Raw genomic sequence first — 12662 nt, 5'->3', positions numbered from 1 at the left:
TCCCGCCCTGCGGTCAAGACGTCCACTTGGTGGAACGCCCCAACGTCGCAGGTCACCGCGATGCGGGGCGCGCGGGCCGATGAGGCAAGATCTTGCACGATCGAGTGAGCGCCCTTGACGACGGAGGTCTCCCCATGCCGGAAGGCAGAGGCTCGCGGATCGACAGCGGTGTCCCGGAGCTCCGCCCCGGGGCCGGCGGCTCCACCACCCGGAAGCCGCCGAAGAGGGACTTCCCGGAGCTTCGCCTCGGGACCACCCGGAATCCCCCGAAGAGGCCTGACCGGCTGCGCGCCTCGGCCGACCAGCTGGACCAGGCCGCGGCCGCCGACGACAAGGCCGCCGGCCGGTTCGCCGAGGCCCGCGTCGACTCGACGCCGTTCGGCATCTCGGCCCAGGCCCGCGAACTCGCGGCACGCTGGCAGGCGGCGCTGGCCGCCCGCGAAGCGGACGCGCGCGTCCTCGGCGACGCGACGTCCGACCTGGCCGGCCGGCTCCGCATGGCGGCCGACACCACGAGGAGTTCGGGCTTCCGGGGGCGGATCGCGGTGGCCCCGTGACGCTCGAGCTGTTCGAACACCCGGCGCTGACGACAGCCGCGACCCGGCTGGCCACGCTCCGGGCGGCCGCGGGCCGAATCGGCGCGGCCGACCCGGTCGCGGCGCTGCGCCACGTCGACTGCTCGCCCTCGGCGATCCGCGCCTCCGCCACGGAGGTGGACGCGGGTTCGGTGGTGGTGACGTCGGCGTCCACGGAGTTCCGCACCGGAGTCGAGCTGGCGGAAACCGGCGGCGGCGCCGACACGTTCGCGACCTGGGCGGACACAGTGGACGGTCAGTACGCGGAGGCAGCGCGCGCGGCGGCCACGACGGCGGCACTGGGTCTCCGGATCGCGTCGGAACTGGACGCCTTGGCCCTGTCGACGTCGGCCGAGGTCACGGCAATAGCCGAAGCGGCCGAAGTGGCGGCGTCCGCGGTCCTGGCGGACGACCGGTCGGCCGAGGTGGTGAGCACGGTCAGCCGCGCGTGCGCGTCGGTGGTCCGGACGGTCCAGGAGAAGGTGGCGTCGCTGACTTCCCTTGCCGCAGAACTGGAACCACTGACCACCCCGGCGGTCGACCTCAGCTGAAGTGCTCCCCGGCCCACTCTTCGAAGGGCCGCGCGGGATGCCCGGTCACCTGGGCGACGTCGAGCGAGACAGGCTCCGGTTCCGCCACGAGCGACGCCCAATAACCCAGGGCACTGGTTGCGAATTCCGCACCCATTTGTTGACTCAGTTGCGTTTTCGCCTCCGCGATCGGCTGTTCTTCCCACACCGCCGGCTTACCCAAGGCGTCCCCGATGATTTTTACCTGCGCTGCTTGGGTAAGTGCCTCGGGCCCGGTGACGAGGTAGACCTGTTTGGAGTGGTTCTCGAGGAGTGCTTTGACGGCCATGTCGGCAACATCGCGTTCGTGGACGAGCGACCTCTTGGCCTGGCCATAGGGCCCCCGGACGACGCCGTTCTTGACTTGGTCCATCCAGCCGAGGGTGTTGGTGGCGAGGCCGGTGACCCTTAAGAAGGTCCAGTCGTCAGTGACCTTCTCGACGGCTTTTTCGACGTCTCCCCAGACGCCGCCTTGGTCCGCGCTCATCGCGGAAAGATAGACGATCTTCTTGCCTACCAACGGTTTTAGGGCTCTCTCGATACCTTCTGAATCGAAGGAAGGCCAGAGAAGGTAGACGGCGTCGACACCTTGGGCGGCTTTGGTGAGATCGGTGATGTCGCCCCGGACGACCTCGACGTCGGCCGGCGCCTTGGCCACGTCTCGCACCAAGACGCGGACGTCGGCGCCGACGTCCAGCAAGCCGCGGACGACATGCCGACCGGTGTGGCCGGTAGCTCCGGTGACGAGGACGGTCATGGTGTGCTCCCTCATGGGTCGGTTACCCGACCACGGTCACACTTCAAGAGCCCTTCAAGTCAAGCCTGAGGCATTCGAGTGATTGTTCACCCGCCCTGCAACAAGGACCGGCTTCCTCGCGAACCGGGAAGGTGCCGTCACACGCTCCGAGGTGATCGCAGGAGGGAACAGCATGGATTTGTTCAGCCGGAAACGGAAGGCTTCTCCGTTGCCCGCAGACATCGTCGACCGGGTCGTCGGTTATATCCGGACCGAGGCGCATTCACCGAACGCGCCCGCATCGTTCGACGCTCCCGGTCTCATCTACAGCCTGCATTCGACCGCGCAAGCCGATCCCGCGTTCTTCATCGAGAAGCTCGCGTCCGCGGTTCTGCCGGCCGGCGGCGAGGCTTCTCGCGGCGGCGCTCGTGTGGTCTGGGAGCTGTTGACGTCGGAGCACCTGACGGATCCGAACTGCGAGACCATGCTCGACGCCGGCCTGGATTGGCTGCGTGCCACCGGAGTCAGCTCCGTGCACCTGTTCGGCTACGAGATCGGCAGGTGGCACACGACCCACGGATCGTGGTGAGCCGACGCGGTCTCCCCGCGAAAGCCGAAACCCCCGGTCGGCTGAGCCGACCGGGGGTCCGGATGCGCGGTGGCGGTGGGATTTGAACCCACGGACGGGGATTAGCCGTCACACGATTTCGAGTTCCGATGCACCCTGTCCAGGCATGTCCCGGTGGGTACGTCTGCGCAGGTCAAAGGACGGCTGGGTCAGGGTGGACCGGCTTGAACGGAGGCGGACTGAGACGGGAACTGAGACGGTCGCTCGGACGGGCTTCCCGCCGATTCGCCACCGTCAGGGATGGAACCGACACCGAACCCGCAGACGTCACATTTCGTAGCGTGTCGCCGACTATGGTGACGTGGACGAGACGAAGCCCTCACCCGTGCTGACCGACCTGACCGAACTTGAGCAACAGGTGATCGACGCCGCCCGCCACGGGAAGGTCGCTATACCCGCCACCACCACGATGACGGTGGAGGAATTGGCGATCACCGACGACTCCGACGTGCGGGTACGGGCCGACCTTCTTCGCGAATTGCTCCGCGGCCTGCACGGTGACCTCGACCCCCGGGGAATCCGCATCGTGGGAGTGCGAGTCGTTGGAAAGCTCGACCTCGATCACGTCACCGCCGTCACTGGGCTGAAACTACGCCAATGTGCCCTGGCGGAGGGCATCTTTTGCCGAGCCGCGCACCTTCGATACTTGTACCTGAACAGCAGCCTGCTCACCTACCTTCACGCCGACGGCCTCAGCACCGACGGCAGTCTGGGCATGCGGGACGCCACCATCACCGGCTCCCGAGAACTCGGCGCGATCCGCCTCCTCGGCGCCCACATCGGCGGCACACTCGAACTCGAGCGAGCCACCGTCACGAACACCACCGGCTCCGCGCTCAACGCCAACCGCCTCCGCACCGACGGCAGCCTGTTCATGCGAGACGCCACCATCACCAGCAACGGAGAACTCGGCGCGATCCGCCTCCTCGGCGCCCACATCGGCGGCACACTCGAACTCGATCGAGCCAACATAACCAGCACCGCCAGCGCCGCACTGCACGCCAACCGCCTCCGCACCGACGGCAGCGTGTTCATGGGAGACGCCACCATCACCAGCAACGGAGAACTCGGCGCGATCCGCCTTGTCGGCGCCCACATCGGCGGCACACTCGAACTCGATCGAGCCACCGTCACGAACACCACCGGCTCCGCGCTCAACGCCGACAGTCTCCGCACCGACGGCAGCCTGTTCATGCGAGACGCCACCATCACCAGCAACGGAGAACTCGGCGCGATCCGCCTCCTCGGCGCCCACATCGGCGGCACACTCGAACTCGATCGAGCCGAGGTAACCAGCGCCGCCAGCGCCGCACTGCACGCCGACCGCCTCCGCACCGGCAACAGCCTGTTCATGCGAGACGCCACCATCACCGGCACCGGAAAACTCGGCGCGATCCGCCTCCTCGGCGCCCACATCGGCGGCCAAGCTGACCTGACGGTGTCAGGCCTGGACAACAGCTCAGGGCCGCTACTGGTGCTGCATGAGGCACAGACCACCGGGGCGCTGTTCCCGCCGACGCTGTTATGCCCGGCCGGCCGGGAGGGAATGAGCCGCCGTGGCTGCACTGACAGCGACCGCACCCTCACAGCCCAGGGATTGACCTATCCCGTTCTGCGGGAGATCTCGTGGCGTCAATGGCTGCATCTGCTGGTCCACCACACCGACACCTACTGGCCCCAGCCCTTTCAGCAACTCGCCGCGACCGAGCGTGCCGCCGGTCACGACAACAACGCGCGCGAAGTGCTGATCACCCAGCAACATGACCTCCGCCGCCGCGCCCCTCAGGCGCTGGGTAGTCGGCTCGCACGCGCGCGGCACGCTTTGTGGGGTTGGCTCGGCCGCTACGGCTACCGCGCCCACCGCCTCGTCACCGCACTCACCGTCGTCCTCACCCTCGCCGCCGCGCTCAGCCTGCTCGCCGGGCACGTCACTACCCACCCCGGCCACCACGCCGCTGAACGCGTCCCACCCGCCGCCGCCAAACTCACTGACCCCGGCATACCCTGCTCCCCCGTCGAACTCATCGGCCTCGGCATCGACCGCGGCCTCCCCCTCGGCACCACCGGCGTCCGCGCCCACTGCGACCTCGACACCACCACCGGCGCGGGCCAAACCTTCACCGCCATCCTCTGGGCACTGCAAGCCCTCCTCTGGGGCCTGGCCACCCTCGCCATCGCCGCCTACACCGGCCTCGTCCGCAAACCCACCTGACCACCCACCCGACTTAAGCGAGAACTCACCCGCCACCAACGAAGAAGCCCCGTGACCACGGCGAATGCCGGGCGCGGGGCTTCTCCGTGTGTGCAGTTATGTGCGGCGGTATGCAGCTGTACGCGGCCGTCCGTGGGCAATCCGTGGGTAGCGCCCACGCGGTTCGTCGGCCGCTATCGGGGGAAGTTTCCCTGGCTCCCCTTGCAGGTCTAGCAGCCTCCGCCCTTCAGCAGCTCGGAGACTCTTTTGATCTCTGCCTCTTTAGGGAAGTGGAACACGCCGAAGTGGTCAGCCCTTTCCATGGTCAGCTCGACAAAGCTGAACTCGGAGTTCGGGAAGAGCTTGTCAACCTTCTTCTTCCGGCCCTGATGGTGCCGCATCGCGCGCTCCTCCTCTTCAGCGACCTTGTACGTAGGGTTGGTCACGAAGACGCTGAGGATCTTCTCGTCCACCCAGCCATCCGTGCGGAAGTTGGCATCCGCCAGCGGGTGCACCTTGACCGGCACCTCCAGCGCGCGGAGTGCGACGACGGTGTACATCTCCCGCATGAACCCGTAGTAGGCGTTGCCGATCCGCCAGTTCAGCGAGGCCTCTGCGAGGGCATTCGCCCGGTTCTCCGGATCCTTGCAGCCCGGATACTTCGCGATCACTGTTTCTAGCTCCCCGGGGAAGATCCGGTCCTTGAGCTCCGTACGCTCGGCCCCGAGCATTCTCATGCCCTCGGGATCGTTAGTAATAAACTTATTGACCTCGTCCCACAGCGGCAGCCGACCAAGCTTCTCAAGCAGCACATGGAACAGGTGGACGAACGCGAACCGCGGGTACCAGTCGCGTGCCAGCGTGATGTGCTCGATCTTCTCCTTGTTGATCTTCCCAAGCGGGTGAGTGTGGTTCTTTTTGATCCACTCGAAGTGCTCTAGCCTGCAGTCGTAGATCGCTCTCGTGGTGTGATCGCGCATCTTTCTCACGACCTCAGCCCGTCGCGTGTCGTTCTCCCAGCCGTAGTAGGCGACCTCGGCTTCCGGTGTCACCAGGAAGGTCTCACGTACCTCATCCGCGCTCGTCTCCATCGCTACCGCTCCTCGCCGTCGGGACCCAGTTGCCCGGCCAAGCTAACGCGGCCCACCGACAGAAAGTTGCAGTTACGCAGCTGCAGCAGGCCGTCGGCTCCAGCTCCCCGAGGTAGCCAGCTAGACGGCACGTTGCCGTCGGACGGCAATCCGTCCGACGGCAACACTCAGAGAAACAGCAGGTAGAACTCGCTTGCATGCCAAAGCGGCCATGCCGCACACTTGAAGTGTTCATGCCGACTTGGGCAGTCTTGCCCGCGCGAAGGACGTGGTCCACTGTGAGCTCCGCCACTGAGACTCCCGATACGACTCCCGTCCTGCCCCATCCAGACAGCGATGAGCTCAAGAGCCTGATCAGGGGCAGGGAGGCGCGCGAGGCGTACCGCTGGCTGTGGGAGAACCGCGACAACCCGCAGCCCATGTCCAGATGGCTGGAGCGGTCCCAAGAGATCTTCGGCAAGACCAACGCCAACACCGGCCGGCGCCTCCGCGAGGTCTACCCCGCCTTCGAGGTCGAACGGTTCAAGCAGCCTGGATCCGGTGAGTGGGTGTACAAGCTCATCGCCGCCAAGGACGAGCCCGTGGACACCGCGCCCATCTCGCCGCGGCTGCAGGCGGAGGTATTCGTGCAGAAAGGGCGTTTCTGCGCCATGTGCGGGCGCGGCCCCCACCCCGACGACGGAGGCGTGAAGCTCCAGATCGACCACATCACGCCGCGGACATGGGGCGGCGAAACGGTCATCGACAACCTCGAACCCCTGTGCACCGAGCACAACCACGGCAAGCAGGCGTTCTTCGCCACCTTCGACGACATCGGGCCGCTCGTCCGGCAGGCGATGGAAGGTGCCGACCCCTGGACACGCATCGGCGAACTACTCAAGGCGTTCCACACGGCCAGCCGCCCATGCCCGGTCTCCCTGGTGTTCCTCGTCGCCCGCGAAACCCACAAGGGCGACCCGCTCAAGCGCCTGCGCGAGCTGCGCTACGTGCTGGGATGGCCGATCCAGTCACGCCGGGTCAAGGACGACGACGGCGTGACACACGTGACATACGAGCTGACCGGACCCGCACCTGCCTGGCCGGCAGAGGGACCTCAGGCCCGTGTGACGCAGTACGAACGCGAGCGGAAAGCGCGAAAGCGCAAAGAAGCGAAGACCGCAACGCGGAACACCGGGCAGACCCAGGACGACGGTGATGGCCTGTTCAATGTGTAGACCCCGCGAACGAGCCCCGTGTCAGGAAGCATGTCGTGGCACGGGGCTTCTTCATGTACGCGTTCGGGCAGGGGTGACGCAGCCGCTTGCGGCCGTCCGGGCCTATCCGCGGGCGGAGCGAGACATGCATCAGACCTCCGACCCTGCCTCCGGAGGGATGGGCTGAAGCGGGGTGGTGCATGGCTCTGACCTGCGGGTTGTCACGTCCCTGCGGTGGTCGAGACGTCGGCATGCACACGTATTGCACACCTGTGGCCAAAAGAGGCTGAAGCAGCGGGGGGTGGAGAAAGCCTCCACTCCCCGCTGTTTCAGCCTCTTTTCGTCTCTCAGTGACTACTGAGACATACCGTTAGTGTGGGAGAGAAACTGTCACTGGCGGTGTCCCTCACCTGTCACACTTAAACCGCCAGGTCAGAAGAGATATAGGGACAGAGTGACAGGTGTGACACCTTCGACACTGTCCGCCTGTCACACCCCGCCCCTGACCGCTCTCTCGCGATGACCAGCGCGCAGACAAGCCGGTCGCGCGACCGTCCGTGTCGCACCGGGCCGCGGAGCCCACCAACGCAAGACGACCAGCGCGCAGACGACCCGGCGGGCGCACCTTGATTCTGTGTAGCCAAGTTCGGCAAGCGATCAAGCTGCGATCCAGCGACTGAGAAAACCATAGCCAAAGAGTAACAATACTGTTACAGAAAGCTAACGGCGCTTGTGTTGCTCCAGTCAAACTCGCTGGTGAGCAGCACGAGTCCCTTATGCTCGCGCCTCACCATGATCAAAGTTCGTTTGACGAGCCGCGCTCACAGCGGTCATCATGCAATCTGGACCCAAGTTATGACATGTCTTAGCCAGAACCTAGCCTGTAACTGCATGGTAGGTCCCGAGTGACGGGAGTTTACGGGATGCTGCTGCGCTTCCGGGTAGCCAACCACCGATCGATCAGAGAAGAGCAGGAGCTGTCACTGGTTGCAGCCCCACGACGCGGTGAGGCATCGCCGCCGGTGGAGGCGGGCGCACCACGAGCAGTCCGGGTCGCGGCGATCTATGGCCCAAATGCATCCGGCAAGACTAGTATCATTAGTGCGATCTACTATTTGATCGTCGCCCTACGAGAATCGTACCGAATTTGGGATCCAACGGATGAGATCCCCCGTCAACCCTTTCTTCTAGATAATTTTTCTCGAAAAGAAGCAAGCTTATTCGAATTAGACTTCACCGTGGCCGGCATTCGCTATAACTACGGTTTCGAGCTGGGCGTAAGCGAAGTTATAGCCGAGTGGCTCTATTCCTATCCGCGCGGAAAGAAAAGGGTTTTATTTGATCGGCTTGACGGTGAATTTCACTTCGGCCGATCACTTCGCGGCGAAAACGCCACCACTGCGAGGCTAACACGACCTAATGCGCTTTTCTTGTCAGTTGCTGCTGCCAGTTCCCATGAAGAGCTTACCGAAATATTTAGATACCTTACTAGTTCTTTGGTATATGCGGATAGCTCTCATAATCACGAGGTTAGCCGTCTCGGATGGCTACGCGGCAAGATGCGTGATCCAGAGTTCTCGCGAGACGTCAGCGACATGCTGCGCCTCGCAGACCTCGGCCTGGTCGGTATCGAACTAGTGGACAATGAAATAGTTGCAACTAAGAAGCCGGGTTCTCGATCTGGCAAAACTTCGAATGTTGTGTTTGACGTCGACTTCGGCGACAGCATCTCTCAACCTCCGAAGTCTGCCGTCGAAGCACTTAAGAAGCTCTTAGGTGGAATCAATGGCGACATCCAACTCACTTCAAATTCGCAAATCATGCTGTTGCATGAGTCGGATGATCCCAATGTGAGTTTTCCTGTTCCCTTAACGCAGGAAAGCTCAGGAACTCGTTCGTGGCTATCACTGGCGGGTCGCATTCTGTTTGCGATACGCTATGGTGAAACCTTAATCGTGGACGAAATTGACGCGAGTCTTCACCCCAAATTGAGTGCAACCCTCATCCACATTTTCAAAGATGAGGAAATTAACCGTCGCGGGTCCCAGTTGATTTTTACCACGCATGACGTCTCCTTCTTGGGTTCTCTTCTTGAAGATGACCTGCTCTGCCGCGATGAGGTGTGGTTCACTGAGAAAGCTCGAAACGGTGCTACCACACTGTATTCGCTGGCTGAATTTAAGCCACGCCGAGGAGAGAACGTTGAACGAGGCTATCTTCTGGGACGATACGGTGCACTGCCGATGATCGACGTGCACGAAGTTAAGCGCTTGCTGTCCCGTGTCGCTTGGCCTGATTACGATCTTGCGCAAGATGAGCACGACCACGGCGGCGTTCATGTCGAGCCGTAGAAGTCCCGAGAAGCGAGGTGGGGACCTCAGTCGACGGACCGAATTTCGCCGTCAGAAGCCTAGAATTCTGGTGGTTTGCGAGGGCAAAGTAACCGAAGACCAGTACTTTAACCGCTTGGCTGCATTCTTCAAAGCCAGTTCGGTGGATGTCACCTCGTGCGACGTCGAAGGCATTGGCCAGGATCCAGTATCAGTTGTAAAGCATGCGCTAGATAAACGCGATCGAGCGGCGCAGAAGAAGGGGGAAGGCTACAGTCAGGTTTGGTGCGTCGTAGATGTAGATCAGCATCCAAACCTAGAGGACGCCATCCTGCTTGCCAAGCGAAACAACGTCCGCCTAGCGATATCAAATATGTGCTTCGAGATCTGGGTCCTGTGGCACTTTCAAGATCATAACTCTTATGCGACGAAGGATCAGCTCGTCGAGAAGATCCGCGTGCACATCAAGAACTACGTCAAAGACTTACCTCCAGTGTTTCCGTTCGGGGCTCACGAGGATGCGAAAGCGCGCGCCCTTAGGGCGGGAAGCGCAACAGTTGGCGCGAGGACCAATAACCCCGGCTCGACGGTGTGGGCAGTTGTGGACGCCATCAAACGAGCGCGTACCCCAACAGTACGCGCCACAACGCCTCGCAATATAACCAACAGACATGACTCAAAGCGTCGGAATTAGGAAACGGCAATTACGTCCGTGGCGTAACTCAGTTGGCCGTTACTGGCACCGACCGCGCGGTAGCGGAGCCAAAGTTGTTCGGGAGGCGCTGGCGCGCTATGTGCGGATTCCTGTGGCAAGAACCGCGTTCGATGGCGTCTCGCCACGAATGAAGGCGCCGATCTGATCAGCCTGGATCTGATGCACCAAGGTATTGGTTCCTGGAACCGTCCGTGCGGCATGCGGGCTGATGATCGCGTTTGTGCAGTCCCATAGTGGGTGGTCATCGGGTAGGGGCTCAGGATCGGTGACATCCAGAGCGGCACGCAGGCGGCCCGACTGCAGTTCCGCCACAAGCGCGTCTGTGACCACAATCTGCCCGCGACCGGCATTTACAAGAAGGGCGCCGTCATCCATCGCGGCAAGGAAATCTTTGTCAACGAGTCCGAACGTCTTGTCGTTAATAGGCGCCGTAATGACCACCAGTTCATGGCCTGAGATTAAGTTCGGTATTTCGTCGGCCGCATGAACGCCCGGACGTGGGTTTGCGGCCACAAGCGTCGTGGTGACGTCGAAAGGCTCCAGTCTGCGTGCAACGGCGTTGCCGATCGATCCGGCGCCGATAATTAAGGCTCGCATGCCGAAGAGAGTGTCTGGATTGAACCTACGGTGTGCCCAGGTGTGCGCATCCTGGAAGCGCACCAAGGTGGGCCAATGGCGCAGCTGCGTCAGAATTGCTGAGAGAACCCACTCGGAGACGGGGCGCGCGTGCGCACCCCGCGCGCTCGTCAATACGACATCCGATGGCACCTCGGCAATCCATTCGTCGACACCCGCGGACGGTAGCTGAACCATCTTGAGGTTGGGAAGCTGCGGGATAAGAGGTAGGCCGCGATGTGTTCCCCGATACGGGGGAATCAGGATTTCGGCCGCACGTAGCTCTTCGGGTAGTGTATCCGAGTTCGGATCGTAGAATGAAACGTTCACGCCAGGCAGGGTCTCTAGTAACCCCCGGGATTTCCTGTCGTCCTGTTCTTTGCTTACTAGAATGCGCATCGCGGATCCCCCGTCACTTGCTGCTTTCGACTTCGGTAGTGCTCGCAAGCAGGCTTCTCGCCTGCTCGGTCAGTAAGCCACCGCTTGCGGAGTTGTCGACTACGACATGGGGGGCGCTAGGTCGGAAATTGACATCCACATTCTGCATGTACTCGTTCCAGTTGGCCAGCTTCACGCTGTCACGAGCCGCGTCTCGATGGCGCACGTACGAGTGCATGGTGTCCGCATCGCAGTACACCCACACGACGGTGAGATTGGCGCCCAGGTTCCTGCAGGTCGCCTGAATCTTGGTGAGCCATGCCTCATCAGAGAACTCGCGTATGAACGGCGCGGTCACAACCGTGCTGTTCCCGCACTGCACGTTTTCGGACATTGCCTCTAGTAGCGAGGCGTATTCGCCAGGGCGAATCTTTTCCATGTAAACGTCTGATTCACGGTCGTTTCGCGAAATTCCCTGTAGCTCAAGGGCGGCTTCGACGACGTACCGCGTCAACGTGTCCTTGTCGAGCATCGGCCATCCGGTTTCGCGGGCGATGATCCGGCCCAGCTCGGTCTTCCCGCTGCCGGCGTATCCCCCGATCATGATCACTCGGGGGGTAGTCGAACGAAGCTCGTGGCGGGCTTCCTGGTCGGGTGCATTCACGGTCCGCGCCGCTCGCGGCTTGCTGGTCACAAGTCCCTCCTTGATCAGCAAGTCCATCGCTTCGTTGATCGTGAAGACGCTGACGTCCCACTCCTTCGCCAGGTCGCGCGACGACGGCAGGCGCTGCCCGTGGCGTAGGCGCCCCGCTGCGATGTCGTTGCGAATGTGCCTGGCCACCTGCTGGTGCAGCGGTTCTTGCCGAGCCACACCCGAGCGCGGACGACTCATCGGTACTCCTAGCCGGGCCACGCGGCCCGATCGGGTCATCTGATCGGGATCATATCAGACGCCTATCAGATGAGTACCGCCTGACCGTTCTGTTTATGCAGGTCAGAGACGAGTTTCAGGGAACTTGAGGCCTAACAGTTGACCTGTCTTCCATTCAACTGTTAGCTTCGTGGTGGTCGGGGTCACACCGACCGGGCGGAGAGATCGCCCGCCGATCGAACAGGGGAGAAGACCTCATGGCGAAGCAGCAGGGGTTCCCGGTCTTGAAGACCGGTTCGGGGTTCGGCCGGAAGCTCTTTGGCCTGGTCGTGGTGGCCGTCGTGCTGGCGTTCGTCGTGTCGTCGCCGGTGGAAGCGGCCGCGCTTGTTCGGCACGTCGTGCAGAGCCTCGTGACCTTCTTCCGCTCGTTCTGAGCGCACCTGACCAGCAACTTTCTCTGAAGGGACTTCACAGATGGACACCAACGTCTACCGCCGCCGTATCGACGCCACCGTGTCGGCCGCCGACGAGTTCGCCGGCGAGGCGGTCTACTCGGACGGGCTGGACGAAGCGGCGATCGAGGCGATGTTGCAGGACGTCTACGGCGAGCTGGCCGCGGACGAGAGCGCCGCGAAGGCGGCCTACCGCTACGACTTCAACGACCAGCGCCGGGTGAGCCGGGCGCGTCGCCGTGCCGGCCGCGAGGCCCTGCGGGCGCTGCCGACCCGGGTGCCGGCGACCTGGTCGTCCGACGGCGAGGCCGCTTGATG

The 12662-nt window shown here is 62.9% G+C and carries 13 protein-coding genes; 9 read left to right on the top strand and 4 right to left on the bottom strand.

Annotated elements, in window-relative coordinates; translation table 11 throughout:
- Positions 1-134 precede the first annotated feature (134 nt).
- A complete protein-coding gene (locus tag OG494_RS39250) occupies positions 135-557 on the top strand; it encodes a hypothetical protein (protein ID WP_328447469.1) in 423 nt (140 codons plus the stop codon).
- Entirely contained in the window at positions 554-1126 is a 573-nt protein-coding gene (locus OG494_RS39245; RefSeq protein WP_328447467.1) for a hypothetical protein, read from the top strand. Before OG494_RS39250 ends, OG494_RS39245 begins: the two co-directional genes overlap by 4 nt.
- On the opposite strand, the gene OG494_RS39240 is transcribed toward OG494_RS39245, so the two are convergent.
- On the bottom strand, positions 1119-1901 hold the full coding sequence (locus OG494_RS39240; RefSeq protein WP_328447466.1) for an SDR family oxidoreductase: 783 nt from the start codon (positions 1899-1901) through the stop codon (positions 1119-1121). The genes OG494_RS39245 and OG494_RS39240 overlap by 8 nt on opposite strands.
- Before the next feature lie 151 nt (positions 1902-2052).
- Here OG494_RS39240 and OG494_RS39235 point away from each other — a divergent pair, with 151 nt between their 5' ends.
- Together OG494_RS39235 and OG494_RS39230 are read left to right on the top strand one after the other, a co-directional pair.
- Complete coding sequence (locus OG494_RS39235) at positions 2053-2469, top strand: hypothetical protein (RefSeq protein WP_328447464.1); 417 nt, start codon at positions 2053-2055, stop codon at positions 2467-2469.
- A gap of 340 nt (positions 2470-2809) precedes the next feature.
- Positions 2810-4720, top strand: a complete 1911-nt coding sequence (locus OG494_RS39230) for a hypothetical protein (RefSeq protein ID WP_328447462.1) — start codon at positions 2810-2812, stop codon at positions 4718-4720.
- A 209-nt stretch (positions 4721-4929) separates the two neighbouring features.
- On the opposite strand, the gene OG494_RS39225 is transcribed toward OG494_RS39230, so the two are convergent.
- The gene (locus OG494_RS39225) at positions 4930-5790 is read right to left on the bottom strand and encodes a hypothetical protein (RefSeq protein WP_328447460.1); all 861 of its coding nucleotides are present in this window, start codon (positions 5788-5790) and stop codon (positions 4930-4932) included.
- Positions 5791-6068: 278 nt separating this feature from the next.
- Between OG494_RS39225 and OG494_RS39220 the strand changes: the two genes are divergently transcribed.
- The 3 genes from OG494_RS39220 (at position 6069) to OG494_RS39210 (ending at position 10007) form a co-directional block, all read left to right on the top strand.
- Positions 6069-7004, top strand: a complete 936-nt coding sequence (locus OG494_RS39220; protein WP_328447458.1) for an HNH endonuclease — start codon at positions 6069-6071, stop codon at positions 7002-7004.
- 902 nt (positions 7005-7906) lie between these two features.
- Entirely contained in the window at positions 7907-9334 is a 1428-nt protein-coding gene (locus OG494_RS39215) for an AAA family ATPase (protein ID WP_328447456.1), read from the top strand.
- The gene (locus OG494_RS39210; protein WP_328447455.1) at positions 9297-10007 is read left to right on the top strand and encodes an RloB family protein; all 711 of its coding nucleotides are present in this window, start codon (positions 9297-9299) and stop codon (positions 10005-10007) included. The genes OG494_RS39215 and OG494_RS39210 overlap by 38 nt, the downstream gene beginning before the upstream one ends.
- Positions 10008-10103: 96 nt before the next feature.
- Here the strand turns inward: OG494_RS39210 and OG494_RS39205 are convergent, their stop codons facing one another.
- The gene (locus OG494_RS39205; RefSeq protein ID WP_328447453.1) at positions 10104-10973 is read right to left on the bottom strand and encodes an NAD(P)-dependent oxidoreductase; all 870 of its coding nucleotides are present in this window, start codon (positions 10971-10973) and stop codon (positions 10104-10106) included.
- Between the two features lie 82 nt (positions 10974-11055).
- Positions 11056-11913 carry an AAA family ATPase gene (locus OG494_RS39200; RefSeq protein ID WP_328447451.1) on the bottom strand — a complete coding sequence of 286 codons (858 nt, stop codon included), beginning with the start codon at positions 11911-11913 and terminating at the stop codon, positions 11056-11058.
- A gap of 236 nt (positions 11914-12149) precedes the next feature.
- Between OG494_RS39200 and OG494_RS39195 the strand changes: the two genes are divergently transcribed.
- Both OG494_RS39195 and OG494_RS39190 read left to right on the top strand, forming a co-directional pair.
- Positions 12150-12326 (top strand): hypothetical protein, encoded by a 177-nt coding sequence (locus tag OG494_RS39195; protein WP_328447449.1) that lies wholly within the window; start codon positions 12150-12152, stop codon positions 12324-12326.
- 40 nt (positions 12327-12366) lie between these two features.
- Positions 12367-12660, top strand: a complete 294-nt coding sequence (locus tag OG494_RS39190) for a hypothetical protein (protein WP_328447447.1) — start codon at positions 12367-12369, stop codon at positions 12658-12660.
- Positions 12661-12662: the final 2 nt, after the last annotated feature.

Source organism: Amycolatopsis sp. NBC_00438 (assembly GCF_036026695.1).
Classification (GTDB): Bacteria; Actinomycetota; Actinomycetes; order Mycobacteriales; family Pseudonocardiaceae; genus Amycolatopsis.
This window is presented reverse-complemented; position numbering and strand designations above follow the sequence as displayed.